The sequence below is a fragment of the Hansschlegelia sp. genome, assembly GCF_035538955.1.
Taxonomy (GTDB): domain Bacteria; phylum Pseudomonadota; class Alphaproteobacteria; order Rhizobiales; family Methylopilaceae; genus Methylopila.
Genome location: NZ_DATLJK010000014.1, coordinates 196,638 through 212,392, shown reverse-complemented (window position 1 = coordinate 212,392; position 15,755 = coordinate 196,638). Strand labels below are relative to the sequence as shown.

Below are 15,755 nucleotides of genomic sequence, written 5' to 3'. Positions count from 1 at the left end.
TTTAGAACGCCACCTGTGTCCGGAACCCGATCACCTTGGCGTCCTTCACCCGGCGGTTCGGGCGGTCAGGATCGGGATCGCCGCCGCCGGGACGGACGATGTACTGGAAGTAGGGCTGGATGTTCAGCCAGCCGGTCACCTTCGCCTGGTAGGACGCCTCGATCGCGATCTCGGAAGACCGCACCGGCGCGCCGGCGATCCGATCGGCCCGCTGCGCGTCCTTGCTGATGTGCGCATAGCCGACCGCGACGCCGAACACGTCGTCAGGACGACCGGGCGTAAAGCCCTTCGCGTTGAAGCCGCCGTCGAAATAGTAGTCGATCAGGTTGCGGTCGCTCTGCGGCGCGACGACCGCCCGTGCGAAGACCGAAAGGCTCTGCGCCGGACCGGACGGCGTCGGGTTCTTGAGATCGGCGGCCTCCCCTCCGGACTGCCACAGGGTCTGGTCGATCACGCCGTAGAGCGCGTAGTCGCCCTTGTTGCGGATGGGCGCGCCGGCGCCGTCCACTCGGCGCAGATCGTCGAAGTGCAGCGAATTGTACCAGGCGCCGACCTTGTAGGTCCCGGGCAGGCCCGAAATCTCGGTCTTGTAGATCGCCTCGCCGATAGCGAACGCCCCGTCATTCACGGGGAAGTCGAGATTGTGCTTGTTGAGGTTGTCTCGCCCGGCCGGATCGCCGTTGTAGAGGCCGGCCTGGACGCTCAACGCCTCAGTGAAGGCGTATAACGCGTAGACGCCGGGCGTCGGCACCGGATAGGCCGGACCGCCGCTGTAAAGGTTGGCGCCGTTCAGTCCCGGCCAGCCAAACGTAGAATTCACGAACAGCGCCGCGGTGTCGCTGGTGATGAAGTCGCCGTCGGCGGCGAGCTGGCCGATCTTGAAGACGAGCTTGTCGTCCAGCAGCGTCTGCTTGAGGTAGACCTCGCCGAGCAGGTTCGCGTGCGGGAACTCGATGTTCGAGATGCCCAGCAGATTGCCGGTCTCGTTGGCTGTGATGCCGTGACCGCGGATGAAATAGGCGCCCGCGTAGAACTCGCCGCCCGTCCAGCCGACCAGCTTCTCGAGGTCGAGCGTCAGGCCGAGCTGGAGGAGGCCCGTAAAGCCCTTGCCCTTCTTCAGTCCGCCGCCAAGGTTGTAGGAGGAGTCCGCGGTCAGATCGACGTCGATCTCGACGCCCGCTTCGCGCAGCTGCGTGCGCGCGCCGCCCCAGTCGCCCGTGAGCTTCTCGCGCTCCACCAGGTCGGCCGTCAGTTGCGGCGGCGCATCCTCGTCCGCAAGCGCTGGCGTCGCCCAGAGCGATCCGTAGCAGAGGATGGACGCGGAAAGTCCAAGCGCCAAGCGGGCGCTGCGTGAAGGTGTCACAAATGGCATCTGTGTTGTCCAGCGGATGCGCGACGTTTCCGACCAAAGCCAGTCACGTCGCTACGGCTCCCCCGACCGGAACCGCCAAGTTCACGCTAGAAGGCGACGAGTCGCGAAACAACAGCCTCCGGAGGCGAAACCACATCCCCGCGGCGCTTTAGATCTCGCCGTCGCCAATATACAACAATAATATGCGTTTTATATTTATTCTGACTCTAAAGAAGCTTTCGGCTTCTCTTGGTGCCGTGCGTCACAAACGAAAACGGCCCCGCCGAAGCGGGGCCGTTCAAGCGTCGTCTGTCTTGGATCAGAAGTCGCGCTGAACGCGGAAGCGACCGATGATCTCGTCCGTGTCGCGGAGGTTGTAGGTCGCCGACCGGTTGGTGACCTTCACGTAGTTCACCTCGGCGCCGATATCGAGCTTCTTCACCGGGCTCCAGATCAGGTTGCCGGTGAGGGTGTAGGCGGCCCAGTCGTTGCCCGCGCTCTTCACGTTGACGTCGATGTAGCTGCCCGTGACGGCCGAACGCCACTTCGGATCCCAGTAGTGCAGCATGCCGAGGTTGAACGCGTAGGCCTCGGTCTTGCGGATCGAGCCGCCAGCGCCGATCTCGAAATCGACCAGGCGGTTGGCGCGCTCGATGTTCTGGGTGCTGGCGATGCCCTGGACTTCGTCGCCGGATGTGCCGAAGCCGAGATAGGACAGGGCGCCGGAAGCGTAGCCCGCGCTGCCCCAGATGAAGTCGCCCTTGGCCAGAGCCGGCAGGTTGATCTTGGCGCCGATCATGCCGCCATAACCCCAGGCGGTGTCGCGGAGGGCGCCGCCGGCCTGCTCGCTGGTGATGTTGTGCGCGAAGCCAGACAGCTGCGCCTCGCCCCAGCCCTGCTGAACGCGCAGATTGCCGACCAGATCGGGGTACTTCTGCTCGTTGTAGAGCGGGGCGATGCCGCCGATGATGTTGCCCGGAGCGCCGCCGAGCGCCCGGCGGGCGGTGCCGTCTTCGATCGCGACGCTGGCCGAGAAGCCGCCTCCGAACTCGACCGTGTAGCCGATCACCGCGAGAGTGCGGTCAGACAGGTAGGGGTTGGCGAAGGTCGGATAGGGCTTGAAGTCCCAGAAGGAGTCCGTGAGACCGGCGGTGAGGCCCGCGAACTGCACGAAGGCCTTGTCGAACACCGAGTCGTCGCCGCCGACGTCCGTCGCCGCCGTGCCGTTGTTGCCACCGGACTGGCGCTGGAACTGAGCGCGGATGTAGGTGCGCAGCGTGCCGTATTCGGTGTCGGTGCGCGCGTCGAACCACAGACGGGCGCGGGCGCGGAAGCCAGTGTTGTTGTTCGGCTTGGCGCCAGCGAGCGTCTTGGTGACCTCACCGGCCGAGAAATCCAACCGGGCGAAGCCGCCGATCTGGAGGCAGGTGTCGCTGCCCGGGATGTAGAAGAAGCCCGCCCCGTAGGCGTCGCAGACCTTCACGTACTCGACGGGCTCGGCGCCCGGAAGATCGGCAGCCTGCGCCCCCGAAAGCGCGACGAAGGCCGCAGCGGAGCCAAGCGCAAGGCTCTTGACCAGTTTCATTGTTGTCCTCCAACCCCCGAGATCGACAGACTTCAGGCGTCGGCCCCTCAGGGCCGAACGTTGACATCAGAAGACCGCCGACCCCCGACGATCACCCCGCGCCGGTCGAACCGGCGTCGCAAACTGACCATATGCGTGGCGTTCATGTGTGCAAGCGTGATCACGATTGTGACGGTTCCGTGGGCGGGCTTTGGCCGGGCCTGTGACTGGAATGCCACTTAGATCGCCGTGGACCGGCCGCAAAATGAGGTTGCCGCGCCTTGATCTATGGCGCCGTCAATCAATCGGCGGCGTTTCGGCGCTCCGACTCGAATCGGCGTCGCCTTGACCTTGCCGGACTCGCGTGAACACGCTCGCCTCAATCTTCTCAACCGAGCGAGTTCCGCTTGATGCACACGAGCAATGTCGCCGCGCTCCATCCCGCCGCGACCAACAACCTCGATGCGTTCTGGATGCCGTTCACCGCGAACCGGCAGTTCAAGGACGCGCCGCGGATGCTCGTGTCCGCCAAAGACATGCATTACGTGGCCGCCGACGGCCGCAGGATCCTGGACGGCACGGCGGGCTTGTGGTGCGTGAACGCCGGTCATGGCCGGCCGAAGATCGTGGAGGCCGTCCAGCGGCAGGTCGCCGAACTCGACTATGCCCCGGCTTTCCAGATGGGCCACCCGAAGGCGTTCGAGTTCGCCAGCCGGCTAGCCGCCCTGGCGCCGGCCGGACTCGATCATGTCTTCTTCGCCAATTCCGGCTCCGAGGCCGTCGATACCGCGCTGAAGATCGCGCTCGCTTATCACCGCGCCCGCGGAGAAGGGCAGCGCGTGCGGCTGATCGGCCGCGAGCGCGGCTATCACGGGGTGGGGTTCGGCGGCATCTCGGTGGGCGGAATGGTGGCGAACCGCAAGTCGTTCGGCACCGGGCTGCCGGGCGTCGACCACCTGCGTCACACCCATGACCCGGCCCGCAACGCGTTTTCGCGCGGCCTGCCGGAGCACGGCGCGGAGCTCGCGGACGATCTCGAGCGGCTCGTCGCGCTGCACGGCGCGGAGACCATCGCGGCGGTGATCGTCGAGCCGGTCGCAGGCTCGACCGGCGTCCTGCTGCCGCCGCGGGGCTATCTCGAGCGGCTGCGGGCGATCTGCGACCGACACGGCCTCCTGCTGATCTTCGATGAGGTCATCACCGGCTTCGGCCGGCTCGGAGCGCCTTTCGCGGCCGAGCGCTTCGGCGTGACCCCCGACATCATGACGACCGCCAAAGGCGTGACCAACGGCGTCGTGCCGATGGGCGCCGTGTTCGCGTCGAACGCCATCTACCAGGCCTTCATGTCCGGCCCGGAGCAGATGATCGAGCTCTTTCACGGCTACACCTATTCCGGGCATCCCCTCGCCTGCGCAGCCGGGCTCGCCACGCTCGACACCTATCTGGAGGAAGGCCTCCTCACCCGTGCGGCCAGCCTCGAGAAGCGGTTCGAAGACGCGGCTTTTGGGCTGCGGGACCTTCCCCACGTGATCGACATCCGCACCATCGGCCTGGTGGCCGCGATCGAGCTCGAGCCGATCGAGGGGGAGCCGAGCCGCCGCGCCTTCTCAGCCTTCCTGAAGGCCTTCGAGAAGGGCGTGATGATCCGGACCACCGGCGACACGATCGCGCTTTCTCCGCCGCTCATCGTGTCGGAGGCGCAGCTCGACGAACTCGTCGGCACGCTCGCCGACGTGCTGCGCGAGATCGCTTGAGCCTGATGTCGGTGGATCGCCCCGTCGGCCGCGCCGCCTTCCTCGGCGGATTGCTCGCCTTCATCACCCTTATCGAGCTCTCGGTGGTCGGAATCGGCCATGCGCGCAGCCTTCGTGGCGACGCCAACATCCAGTACTGGATCGTCGTCGCCATCGTGGTCGCTGCGACCGCCACTGTCCTTTTCCACCTTTCGCGGACGCCGGCCGCGACGAAACCTGGCGAGATTCTGCGTCGCGCCGCCGTGCCGCTCGCCGCGCTCGGCCTGGCGGCGTTCCTCTGGGAGACGGTGGCGCTGGGGATCGGCTCTGCGTTCTCGCCGATCGAGCTCATCGCCGCAGCGCTTGGCTGAAGCTTCGGCTTTCGGCTCGATTGTGACGCGCCCGCGGGTCTGCTACGGGTAATCCGTTCGTTTCGGTTCCCGAGAGGGATTGAAAGGGAATCCGGTGGGAGGCGCAGGCCTCGAGTCCGGAGCTGCCCCCGCAACTGTGAGCGGCGAGCGGCGCGCCAGCTTGAGGCCACTGGATCGACGATCCGGGAAGGCCGGCGCTCCGCAGCGACCCGCGAGCCAGGAGACCTGCCGGAAGGGAAGAACGCCAGCGCCCTCGGCGGGAGGGCAAGAGAGGCCTTATGTCAAACGTCACGTCCCGGACCCAATCCTCTGCGGCGAGCCTGGTTCAGGCTCGGGCTCTGCCGATCGTTTCGGCCATGCTGCTCGGCGTCATGCTGATCGCCGGCACGGGCTTCGTCTCGATCTCGGCCGTGCACAACGCCGCTCACGATCAGCGTCACGCCATCGGCTTCCCCTGCCACTGAGGGAAGCGCCGTGCACATTTTCCGGAACATCGTTTTCGTGGCGGCCCTCGTCGGGCTCGCCGCGGGTCTCGTGCTGACCGCTGTCCAGCAGTTTGGCACGCAGCCGCTGATCGTGAAGGCCGAGATCTTCGAGAAGGCGCGCGACGCTGCGGCCGAAGCGCAGCCGCACGGGCACGCCGCGGGCGACCACCACCATGAAGAGGGCGCGTGGGAGCCTGCGGAGGGCGCCGAGCGCTTCGGCTGGACGCTCGTCGCCAATATCCTGAGCGGGGTCGGCTTCGCCCTGCTTCTGGTGTCGGCGAGCGAGCTGAAGGGCGGCCTCAAATCCTGGCGCGAGGGATTGCTCTGGGGCCTCGCAGGGTTCGCGGTCTTCACGTTGGCGCCAAGCGTCGGCCTGCCGCCGGAGGCGCCGGGCGTCGAGGGCGCGCCGCTGCTCGACCGGCAGATCTGGTGGGTCGCCACCGCCGCGGCGACGGCCGTGGGGCTTGCGCTGATCGCTTATGGCCGTTCGCCGCTCACCGCTCTGGCGGCCGTCGCGCTGATCGTCGCGCCCCACATCGTCGGCGCGCCGCAGGCCGCGGAGGCGCCGGCGATCCCGCACGACCTCGAGCATGGCTTCGTGGTCGCCGTCATCGTCACGGGCTTCCTGTTCTGGGCCACCCTCGGGGCGCTCGCCGGCGCGTTGCGGCCGCGCTTCTCGGACGCCTGAGCCGGTCATGTCCGCTCCCGCTCTGCGCGGGGTCACGTTGGTCCTCGGCGGCGCCCGCTCCGGCAAGAGCCGCTTCGCCGAGGAACTAATCGAGGCCGCCGGCCTCGACCGCGTCTACGTCGCGACCGCGTCGGCCTATGACGAGGAGATGCGGGATCGCATCTCGGAGCATCGCGCCCGCCGGAACGGCTGGCGCACGGTCGAGGCGCAGCACGACCTCGCGGGCGCCTTGGCCTCCCAGACCGCGCCGGACCGCGCGGTGCTGGTCGACTGCCTGACGCTGTGGCTCAGCAACGTGTTGCTGGCGGAACTTGATGCGCCGCTCGAGATCGAGCGCCTGCTCGGCGCGTTGCGCGCCGCCGCAGGACCCGTCGTTCTCGTGTCCAACGAAGTCGGCTTCGGCATCGTGCCCGACAATGCGCTCGCGCGCGCTTTCCGGGACCAGCAGGGCAGGCTGAACCAGCGCGTGGCCGGCCTTTCGGATCGTGTGACGCTCGTCGCCGCCGGTCTTCCCCTCGACCTCAAGCTCCCAAAGGAGCCGCAATGACTACCTCCGGCAAAATCCCCGCGACCGTCGTCACCGGCTTCCTCGGCGCGGGCAAGACCACGCTGATCCGCCATCTGCTCGCGAACGCCGGCGGGCGGCGGATTGCGCTCATCGTCAACGAGTTCGGCGACGTCGGCATCGATGGCGAGGTGCTGAGAGCCTGCGCGAGCGAGGCCTGCGGCGAAGACGACATCGTCGAACTCGCCAATGGCTGCATCTGCTGCACGGTCGCCGACGACTTCATCCCGGCGATGGAGAAGATTCTCGCGCGCACGGTTCAGCCCGACCACATCGTCATCGAAACGTCGGGCCTCGCGCTGCCGCAGCCTTTGGTCAAGGCGTTCCGCTGGCCCGAGATCGCAACCCGCGTGACGGTCGACGGGGTTGTGACCGTCGTGGACGGCCCGGCGGTGCGCGCGGGCCGTTTCGCGCATGACGAGGAGGCCGTCGCCGCGCAGCGCGCAGCCGACGAGACGCTCGACCATGACGACCCGATCGAGGAACTGTTCGAGGACCAGGTCCGCTCAGCCGACCTGCTGGTGCTGCACAAGGCGGACCTCATGTCGGAGCAGGACGTCGAGGCGGTCAAGGCGGAAGTCCTCGCCCACGCCAGCGCCGGCGTTCGCGTCGTCGCGGCCGCAAATGGCGCGCTCCCCGCGGAGGTGCTGCTGGGGATTGGGAGCGCAGTCGAGAACAAGATCGATGGGCGTCCGACATCACATGAGATGGAAGGCGAGACGCAGCACGATCACGACGATTTCGAGAGCTTCGTCGCCGAGACGCCGGAGGCCGCCGACGCCGCCGAGTTGGAGGCGCGGATCCGGAGGGTGATCGAGGCACACGAGGTGCTGCGGCTGAAGGGCTTTGTGCCGGTCGCCGGCAAAGCCGCGCGTCTCGTCGTGCAGGCGGTCGGATCGCGGGTCGACAGCTATTTTGACCGCCCTTGGCGGGACGGCGAGGCTCGCCAAGGAAGGCTGGTCGTCATCGGCGAGAAGGGCATCGACCCGAGCGCGATCGCCGCTGCGCTGGCGAGCTGATTGGCGGGTCACGCCGGAGCCGGGACTCGGCGCTCATGCCGAGGAGCGTCATGGTTATGGTCTCGGCTCAGGCGCGGGAACCTAGCGTCAGCTTTGTGAGAGCCGCATGCATCTTCTGAAGGCCCAGGGACAGCCGATCGGCGATGGAGCGGAGGCGGTCGATCTCGGCCTGTCGCCGGCCGACATCGTCATCGTGTCCGCTGCCGACACCGAGATCGCCGGTCTCGCTAGGGCGCAGGAGACGCTTGGGCCGGACGCGCCGAGCCTCAGGCTCGCGAGCCTGCAGAAGCTCCGTCACAACATGTCGGTCGACCTGTTCCTCGAAAACACGGTCGCCCGCTCGAAGCTTCTGGTGCTGCGGCTGCTCGGCGGCGCGTCCTACTGGCCCTATGGCGTCGAGGAGTGCGTCCGGGTCGCGCGCCGCTACGGGATCAAGCTCGCGGTCATGCCCGGCTGCGGCAACGCTGATCCGGACCTGATCGCGCGGTCCACCCTGCCCGCCCCAGAGGTCGAAAGGCTGTGGCGCGGCCTCGTAGAGGGTGGGCCGGGAAATCTGGCGCTGGCGCTGCGCGCCTGCCGGGCGCTGCTCGAAGGCCGCGCCGTCGAGGAGCGGCCCGCGCCGATTCCGGCCGCCGGCCTGTTTTGGCCGGACCTTCCGGCGCCTGACCTCGCGACGATACGGGCGCGCTGGCCGAAGGCCGCTCCCGTCGCGCCGCTGGTGTTCTATCGGGCGCAGTTCCAGGCGGGCGACGTCGCGCCGGTCGTCGCTTTGATCGAGGCGCTGCTCGAGCGCGGCCTCGCGCCGCTGCCGATCTATGTTTCTTCGCTCAAGGAGGCGTCCGCCGCAGCCTTCGTGCGCGACGCCTTCGCCACGGTCGCGCCGGACGTCGTGCTGAACGCGACCGCCTTCGCGGTGTCGAAGCCCGGAGCCGCCTGGGCGGCGACGCCGCTGGATTCGGCGGACGCGCCGGTGCTGCAGGTCGTGTTCGCCGGGATGGATCGCGCCACTTGGGAGGGTTCCCCGCGTGGGCTCGGCGCGCGCGATCTGGCGATGTCGGTCTCACTCCCGGAGATCGACGGCCGCCTGATGACCCGCGCGGTCGCGTTCAAGTCGGCCGGGCGCTTCGACCCGGCAACGGAAACCGAAGTGATCGCGCTGGAGCCAGTTCCGGACCGGATCGCCTTTGTGGCGGACCTCGCCGCGAACTGGGCGCGCCTGCGCCGCGCGCCGCCTGCGGAGCGCAAGGTCGCGCTCGTGCTCGCGAATTATCCGACGGGCGCGGCGCGGCTCGCAAACGGCGTCGGCCTCGACACGCCGGCGAGCACGGCGGTGATCCTGAAGGCTCTGCGCGACGCCGGCTATCCGGCCGATGGCGCGCCCGACACGGGCGCGGGCGTGATCGAAGACATGACGGCGGTTCTTGTCGGGAGCACAGCGGCTCCCGAAGAAGCCGGCGCGACCGTCACCCTGCCGCTGGCGAGCTACCGACGCTTCTTCTCCGCCATTCCCGACGCGCCACGTGAGAAGATCATCAGCCGGTGGGGCGCGCCGGAGAGCGACCCGACGTTCGACAGGGCCGCCGGAGTCTTTCGTCTGGCGATCCGCCGCTACGGAAGCGTCGCGCTCGGCGTCCAGCCTTCGCGCGGCTTCGATGTCGACCCCAAGGCCGCTCACCACGACCCCGACCTGCCGCCGCCGCACGGCCATCTCGCATTCTACTGCTGGCTCCGGGAGGAGTTCGGCGCCCAGGCGGTGGTCCACGTCGGCAAGCACGGCAATCTGGAATGGCTGCCCGGCAAGGCGCTGGCGCTTTCGGAAAGCTGCTTGCCCGAGATCGCGCTGGGCCCCCTGCCCCACATCTATCCGTTCATCGTCAATGATCCGGGCGAGGGCGCGGCGGCGAAGCGGCGCGCGGCGGCCGTCATCGTCGATCATCTGACCCCGCCGCTGGCCCGCGCCGAAGGCGCGGCCGCGCTTCGCGAGGTCGAGACGCTGGTCGATGAGTACGCCGAAGCCCAAGGCCTTGATCCGCGGCGCGCGAAGCTGCTCGGCAGAGAAATCCTCGCGCGGGCGGCTGATCTCGGACTGGACCGGGACTGCGGCTTTTCGATCGCCGACGATCCCGACGACGCGCTCGGCAAGCTGGACGCCTTCCTGTGCGAGGTGAAGGAGCTGCAGATCCGCAACGGGCTGCACGTGTTCGGCCGTTCGCCCGTCGGTCGGAAGCGCGCCGAACTGCTGGTCGCCCTCGCTCGCCCGCAGCGTGGCCCGCGGCCGGAGGACGCCTCGCTCACCCGAGCGCTCGGCGCCGATCTCGGGCTCGACGGCTTCGACCCGCTGGCTGCCGATTTCTCCGCCAGATGGGATGGCCCGCGGCCTCAGGCGCTCGCCGGGATGAGCCCAGAGGCATGGCGGACGCAGGGCGACACGGTGGAGCGTCTGGAGGCCCTGGCGCTCGAGCTGGTCGAGCAGCCGACATCCGGGCGCGACGAGGCTCACCCCGTCCGCGACCTGCCTCGAACCGCCGCCGTTCTGCGCGAGATCGCGACTACGATCGCGCCGCGCGTCGACGTCAGCGGCAGCGCGGAGATCGCCGGCCTGCTTGCAGCGCTCGACGGCCGCTTCGTGCCGCCCGGCCCCTCCGGCGCGCCCACTCGGGCGCGGCTCGACGCACTGCCGACGGGCCGCAACTTCTTCGCGCTCGATCCGCGCTCGGCGCCGACCGAAGCCGCCTGGCGGCTGGGCAGGACCGCCGCCGACCTGCTCTGCCGGCGGCACTTCCAGGACAATGGCGAGTGGCCGCGGCGGCTGGCGATTTCCGCCTGGGGCACAGCCAATATGCGAACTGGCGGCGATGACGTCGCACAGGCGCTGGCGCTGATCGGCGTCGCGCCGCAATGGGAGGCGGGCTCGAGCCGGGTGGTCGGCCTCGAAATCCTGCCGCTGTCGGCGCTCGGGCGGCCGCGCGTGGACGTGCTGTTCCGAATCTCTGGCTTCTTCCGGGACGCCTTCCCGTTTCAGATCGACATGATCGACGAAGCTGTCCGGCTCGTTGGCGCGCTTCCCGAAGCCGACGAGGACAACCCCGTCGCAGCGCGTCTGCGGATCGAGCAGGCGGCAGGCCGGGCCTCGCATTCGATCTTCGGCGCGCGACCTGGCGCCTACGGCACCGGGCTCGCTCCGCTCCTCAACGAAGGCGCGTGGGAGACCCGCGACGAGCTCGCCGAGGCCTATCTGGCGGCGAGCGGCTTCGCCTATGCGCAGGGCGTCGAGGGCGCGCCGGCGCGCGGTGAGCTGGAGAGGATGGCCGCGTCGGTCGACGCCGTCATCCAGACGCAGGACGCGCGCGAGTACGATCTTCTCGACTCGGACGACGTGCACGAATTCGCCGGCGGGCTGTCAGCGGCGGTCGAAAAGATCTCCGGAGCGGCGCCCTCGATCTATCACCTCGACACGTCGCGCGCCGAGAGCCCCGTCGTGCGCTCGCTCCAGGAAGAGATCGCGTTGGTCGTCCGCGCCCGCGCGACCAATCCAAAATGGATCGCGGCCATGCGCGAGCATGGCCACAAGGGCGCGGCCGAGATGTTGGCGACGGTGCAGAACCTATCTGGCTTCGCGGCCACGACCGACGCCGTCGCGAACCACCAATTCGACGCGCTCTACGAGGCCTATCTCGGCGACGACGGCGTCCGCGGCTTCATCGCCGACGCGAACCCGGCGGCGCTGGAGACGATGGCGCGCGCCTTCCTGGACGCAGAGCGGCGCGGTTTCTGGCGCCCCAGGCGCAACAGCGCGCGCGACGAGCTCGAACGGCTCGCCCAGCCGATCAAGATGGAGGTTCGACATGACGACCGCGGATGACGCGCGCTACGCCGAGAAGATGAAGGCCCGCAAGGCCCATCAGGACAAGATCGTAGCGGAGCGGCAGGCCGAGAAAGGCCTGCTGATCGTCCACACCGGCAAAGGCAAGGGCAAGTCGACCGCCGCCTTCGGCATGGCGATGCGCGCGATCGCGCACGGCATGAAGGTCGGCGTGGTGCAGTTCATCAAGGGGCCGTGGGAATCGGGGGAGCGCGATCTGCTTCGCAAGTTCCCCGAGCAGGTGGAGGTTCACGCCATGGGCGAAGGCTTCACCTGGGAGACTCAGGATCGCGAGCGCGACATTCGCGCGGCGCGCGAGGCATGGGAGATGTCCAAGAGGTTCATCGCCGATCCGGAGATCAGGTTGGTCATTCTGGACGAGCTCAACATCGTGCTGCGCTACGACTACCTCGATCTCGACGAGGTGCTCGCCGCGATCGCCGCGCGGCCCCGCGACACGCATGTCGTGGTGACCGGCCGCAACGCCAAGGAGCAGCTGATCGAGGCCGCCGACCTCGTCACCGAGATGACGCAGGTGAAGCATCCGTTCCGCGACGGCGTGAAGGCGCAGGCGGGCATCGAGTTTTGACTACGAGCGGGCGCCCTGCCCGGCGCGCTTCGGAGCCGCCGGCGCGATGATCCGGACCCCGGCGATCATGTTCCAGGGGACCGGCTCCAACGTCGGCAAGTCCCTGATCGTCGCGGGCCTCTGCCGGGCTTGTGCGCGCCGCGGACTCTCTGTCGCGCCGTTCAAGCCGCAGAACATGTCGAACAACGCCGCCGTGACCGCCGACGGCGGCGAGATCGGGCGCGCGCAGGCGCTGCAGGCGCGCAGCGCCCGGCGCGAGCCGGTCATCGACATGAATCCCGTGCTGCTCAAGCCGGAAAGCGAGACCGGCAGCCAGGTGATCGTGCAAGGGCGACGGATCGGCAGTTACAAGGGCCGGGCCTATACGACGCTCAAGCCGTCGCTGATGCCAGCCGTGCTCGAGAGCTTTCAGCGCCTCGCAGCCACCGCAGACCTGGTCCTGGTCGAAGGCGCGGGCAGCGCCGCTGAGGTCAATCTGCGCGATGGAGACATCGCCAACATGGGCTTCGCCGAAGCCGCCGACGTGCCGGTGACGCTGGTCGGCGACATCGACCGGGGCGGCGTGATTGCGACGCTCGTGGGCGCTCACGCGCTGCTGCCGCGAGCGGACAACAGTCGCGTGAAGGGATTTCTGATCAATCGCTTCCGCGGCGACGTGAGCATGTTCGATGAAGGTTTGCGGACCATCGCCGAGCGGACCGGCTGGCGCTCCTTCGGAATCGTCCCGTGGTTCGCGGACGCCGTGAAGCTGCCCGCCGAAGATTCGGCGGATCTCGCCTCCCGCGCCGGGACGCCCGGGGGCCGGGTGAAAATCGTCGCGCTCGCCCTGCCCCGCATCGCGAACTTCGACGACCTCGACCCGCTCCGACTGGAGCCTGAGGTGTCGCTCGACCTGCTGCCGCTCGGCGCGCCGATCCCGACCGACGCCGACCTAGTGCTGATCCCGGGCTCCAAGGCGACGATCGCCGATCTCGCGGCGCTACGCGCCTGCGGCTGGGAGGAAGACATCAAGGCCCATGTCCGCCGCGGCGGCCGCGTTCTGGGCCTGTGCGGCGGCTACCAGATGCTTGGCCGCGTCGTCTCGGATCCGGAGGGCGTCGAGGGCGCGCCCGGCTCGGCGCCCGGGCTCGGCCTGCTCGACGTCGCCACGACACTCGGCGGCGACAAGACGCTCGCGCGCATCAGCGGCCGGCATCGAGGAAGCGGCGAACTCGTCGAAGCCTACGAGATCCACATGGGCCGGACCGACGGCCCGGACGCCGCGCGCGCGCCCTTCGAGGTGGGCGGGCGGCCGGAAGGCGCGGCCGACGCCTCCGGACGTGTAAGCGGCTGCTATCTCCACGGGGTTTTCACGCAGGACGGATTCCGCCGCGCATTCTTGGCGGAGCTCGGCGCCCCGAGTTCGGGGTTCACCTATGAGGCTGCGGTCGAGGCCGTTCTGGACCGGCTCGCCGACCACCTCGAAGAGCATCTGGACGTCGGCGCGCTGCTCGCAATCGCCCGAGGACGCGTCTAACCCTCAGAAGACGAGCAGCGCCAACCCCAAGACGGCCGCGATCAGCGCCCCGTGGACAGCGCAGGCCCAGCAGAACAGCTTCAGGGCGGCTGAGACGTCGGCGGGGGTCGCAGCCTCTCGACCGCCTGCGTTCATCCATGGGTCGTCGACCAGAGCGCCCGAATAGATGCGGGGACCGCCAAGCGCGAGGCCCAGAGCGCCGCCCATCGCGCTCTCCGGCCACCCCGCGTTGGGCGAGGCGTGGCGGCGCGCGTCGCGGCGCATGGCTCGCAGGCCGGCGCGCGCCGATCGGCCGCTCAGCGCCGCGCCAATGGCGACCGCGAGGCCGGAGATGCGCGCCGGGATCAGGTTCGCCCAGTCATCGAGCCGCGCGGCAGCCCATCCGAAGGCGAGATGCCGCTCGGTCTTGTGGCCGATCATGCTGTCGGCGGTGTTCAGGGCCTTGTAGGCGAAGAGGCCCGGCAGGCCGAGCAGCAGGCACCAGAACGCCGGCGCCACCACTCCGTCCGCGAAGTTCTCCGCGCAGGATTCGATCGCCGCGCGCGACACCCCGGCCTCGTCCAGCCGCTTCGGATCGCGCCCGACGATCATCGAGACCTCCTGCCGGGCCGCCGCGAGGCCGCCGGCCTCGAACGCCGCCTTTACGGCCGCGACATGCAGGAAGAGGCTTCGCTGGGCGATCAGGGTCGAGGCGACCGCGCCCTCCAGCAGGACGCCATAAGGCAGACCGCCAAACGTCCACGCCAACAGCAGGCCGATCGCCGCGGCGCCGCTCAGCAGGAGCGCAACAGCCCAAACTCCCCGCCTGCGCCGCGTTCGCTCGTCGAGTTCGAGCCTGTTGAGGCGCTTGTCGAGCCAGTCGATCGCAGCGCCCGCGACGACCACCGGGTGAGCCAAGCGCTTCCAGACGACCGCCGGGTCCCCGATGATCGCGTCGAGCGCGAGCGCGATCAGCACGACCGTGGCGTTGTGAATCAGGAACAAGGATCAGAGCGCCTTCTCGAATGCGGCTTTGAGCGCCGATTCCAGCCGGCTGAACCCATCGTCGTCGCCCGGCAGCCCGAAGCGCAGGCAGTCCGGACGCTCCTCAAAGCTCCGGCACCAGACGCCGGAGCGGGCGAGCGAGTCGTGAATGGCCGCCGCTCGCGTGTGACGGCCGGCGCGGAACAGGTCACAGCCTGCGAGCTGCGTAAAGCCCGCCTGCGCCAGCACGCCATCAAGCCGCATCGCGTCGACCGTCAGGCGCAGCCGCATGGTCGCGATCCAGGCCTCGTCGGCGAGCGCCACGAGGCCGGCGGCGAGCGCCGGGCCCGAGACCGGCCAAGGCCCGAGTTCGCCCGCGAGTTCGCTGACCATCTCCTCGTCCCCGGCGGCGAAGCCGAGTCTCAGCCCAGGGAGGCCGAAAAACTTGCTCACGGAACGCAGAACGACGACCCCGCGCGAAGCCAGCCGGTCTCCGAGCGCAGTTTCCGGCGCGACGTCCGCGAAGGTCTCGTCGACCACCAGAAGACCCTCGCGCTCGGAAAGGCGCTCGGCGAGTTTCTGCAAAGTCTCGGGCGACGACATGCGGCCGAACGGCGTGCTTGGGTTTACGATGATGACGACATCGGCGTCTTCGGCCGTCTGCATGTCGCAGATCGTCACCTGGTGGCCCGCGCGGGCCCAGACATAGGCGTGCTCCTCATAGGTCCGGCCGACGACCGCGACCGACCCTCGGACGCGCAGGTAGGGCAGCAACTGGATCATCGCCTGCGCGCCTGGTCCTGCCGCAATCGAGGCGTGCGAAGGCCAGCCATAGGCCGTCCGCGCCGCATCCAGCAGGCGTTCGACCTCCGGCGGCTCCGGGAGCCGCGTCAGCGATGAGGACGGGATCGGCGGGAGTTGATAAGCGTGCGGATTGACGCCGGTGGACAGGTCGAGCCATCCCCCGCGTGGTCGTCCATAGGCGGCTTCCGCCCGCGCGAGATCCCCGCCATGCCTCATACCGTTCCCTTGCCCGCTCAACGCCTGAG

General features: G+C 68.9%; 13 protein-coding genes and 1 riboswitch. Of the genes, 9 read left to right on the top strand and 4 right to left on the bottom strand.

The features are described from left to right. Position 1 precedes the first annotated feature (1 nt). Together VM780_RS10450 and VM780_RS10445 are read right to left on the bottom strand one after the other, a co-directional pair. Positions 2 to 1,372, bottom strand: a complete 1,371-nt coding sequence (locus VM780_RS10450; RefSeq protein ID WP_325447211.1) for a carbohydrate porin — start codon at positions 1,370 to 1,372, stop codon at positions 2 to 4. 298 nt (positions 1,373 to 1,670) lie between these two features. Next, entirely contained in the window at positions 1,671 to 2,936 is a 1,266-nt protein-coding gene (locus VM780_RS10445; RefSeq protein ID WP_325447210.1) for a porin, read from the bottom strand. A gap of 389 nt (positions 2,937 to 3,325) precedes the next feature. Here VM780_RS10445 and VM780_RS10440 point away from each other — a divergent pair, with 389 nt between their 5' ends. The 9 genes from VM780_RS10440 to VM780_RS10400 all read left to right on the top strand — a co-directional run bounded on the left by VM780_RS10440 (position 3,326) and on the right by VM780_RS10400 (position 13,743). After that, complete coding sequence (locus VM780_RS10440) at positions 3,326 to 4,669, top strand: aspartate aminotransferase family protein (protein WP_325447209.1); 1,344 nt, start codon at positions 3,326 to 3,328, stop codon at positions 4,667 to 4,669. Then, positions 4,666 to 5,019 (top strand): hypothetical protein, encoded by a 354-nt coding sequence (locus VM780_RS10435; RefSeq protein ID WP_325447208.1) that lies wholly within the window; start codon positions 4,666 to 4,668, stop codon positions 5,017 to 5,019. The genes VM780_RS10440 and VM780_RS10435 overlap by 4 nt, the downstream gene beginning before the upstream one ends. Before the next feature lie 46 nt (positions 5,020 to 5,065). Then, positions 5,066 to 5,266: riboswitch (cobalamin riboswitch) on the top strand. A 31-nt stretch (positions 5,267 to 5,297) separates the two neighbouring features. Continuing rightward, a complete protein-coding gene (locus VM780_RS10430) occupies positions 5,298 to 5,483 on the top strand; it encodes a CbtB domain-containing protein (RefSeq protein ID WP_325447207.1) in 186 nt (61 codons plus the stop codon). A gap of 10 nt (positions 5,484 to 5,493) precedes the next feature. Beyond that, positions 5,494 to 6,192, top strand: a complete 699-nt coding sequence (locus VM780_RS10425) for a CbtA family protein (RefSeq protein WP_325447206.1) — start codon at positions 5,494 to 5,496, stop codon at positions 6,190 to 6,192. Between the two features lie 7 nt (positions 6,193 to 6,199). After that, positions 6,200 to 6,739: a bifunctional adenosylcobinamide kinase/adenosylcobinamide-phosphate guanylyltransferase gene (gene cobU, locus VM780_RS10420; protein WP_325447205.1), complete on the top strand. Its 540-nt coding sequence runs from the start codon at positions 6,200 to 6,202 to the stop codon at positions 6,737 to 6,739. Continuing rightward, complete coding sequence (gene cobW, locus VM780_RS10415; protein ID WP_325447204.1) at positions 6,736 to 7,776, top strand: cobalamin biosynthesis protein CobW; 1,041 nt, start codon at positions 6,736 to 6,738, stop codon at positions 7,774 to 7,776. Before cobU ends, cobW begins: the two co-directional genes overlap by 4 nt. A 106-nt stretch (positions 7,777 to 7,882) precedes the next feature. After that, on the top strand, positions 7,883 to 11,638 hold the full coding sequence (gene cobN, locus VM780_RS10410; RefSeq protein WP_325447203.1) for a cobaltochelatase subunit CobN: 3,756 nt from the start codon (positions 7,883 to 7,885) through the stop codon (positions 11,636 to 11,638). Beyond that, complete coding sequence (cobO, locus tag VM780_RS10405) at positions 11,622 to 12,227, top strand: cob(I)yrinic acid a,c-diamide adenosyltransferase (RefSeq protein ID WP_325447202.1); 606 nt, start codon at positions 11,622 to 11,624, stop codon at positions 12,225 to 12,227. The genes cobN and cobO overlap by 17 nt, the downstream gene beginning before the upstream one ends. A 46-nt stretch (positions 12,228 to 12,273) precedes the next feature. Continuing rightward, positions 12,274 to 13,743 (top strand): cobyric acid synthase, encoded by a 1,470-nt coding sequence (locus tag VM780_RS10400; protein ID WP_325447201.1) that lies wholly within the window; start codon positions 12,274 to 12,276, stop codon positions 13,741 to 13,743. A 3-nt stretch (positions 13,744 to 13,746) separates the two neighbouring features. Here VM780_RS10400 and cbiB read toward each other — a convergent pair whose 3' ends face one another. Further along, positions 13,747 to 14,727 (bottom strand): adenosylcobinamide-phosphate synthase CbiB, encoded by a 981-nt coding sequence (gene cbiB, locus VM780_RS10395; protein ID WP_325447200.1) that lies wholly within the window; start codon positions 14,725 to 14,727, stop codon positions 13,747 to 13,749. Between the two features lie 3 nt (positions 14,728 to 14,730). Next, positions 14,731 to 15,726, bottom strand: a complete 996-nt coding sequence (gene cobD / locus VM780_RS10390; RefSeq protein ID WP_325447199.1) for a threonine-phosphate decarboxylase CobD — start codon at positions 15,724 to 15,726, stop codon at positions 14,731 to 14,733. Positions 15,727 to 15,755 lie beyond the last annotated feature (29 nt).

Coding starts and splice junctions, on each gene's coding strand:
- cobN (WP_325447203.1), top strand. CDS start 7,883: ATGCATCTTCTGAAGGCCCAGGGACAGCCGATCGGCGATGGAGCGGAG.
- cobD (WP_325447199.1), bottom strand. CDS start 15,726: ATGAGGCATGGCGGGGATCTCGCGCGGGCGGAAGCCGCCTATGGACGA.
- cobU (WP_325447205.1), top strand. CDS start 6,200: ATGTCCGCTCCCGCTCTGCGCGGGGTCACGTTGGTCCTCGGCGGCGCC.
- cobW (WP_325447204.1), top strand. CDS start 6,736: ATGACTACCTCCGGCAAAATCCCCGCGACCGTCGTCACCGGCTTCCTC.
- VM780_RS10430 (WP_325447207.1), top strand. CDS start 5,298: ATGTCAAACGTCACGTCCCGGACCCAATCCTCTGCGGCGAGCCTGGTT.
- cobO (WP_325447202.1), top strand. CDS start 11,622: ATGACGACCGCGGATGACGCGCGCTACGCCGAGAAGATGAAGGCCCGC.
- VM780_RS10440 (WP_325447209.1), top strand. CDS start 3,326: ATGCACACGAGCAATGTCGCCGCGCTCCATCCCGCCGCGACCAACAAC.
- VM780_RS10445 (WP_325447210.1), bottom strand. CDS start 2,936: ATGAAACTGGTCAAGAGCCTTGCGCTTGGCTCCGCTGCGGCCTTCGTC.
- VM780_RS10400 (WP_325447201.1), top strand. CDS start 12,274: ATGATCCGGACCCCGGCGATCATGTTCCAGGGGACCGGCTCCAACGTC.
- VM780_RS10450 (WP_325447211.1), bottom strand. CDS start 1,372: ATGCCATTTGTGACACCTTCACGCAGCGCCCGCTTGGCGCTTGGACTT.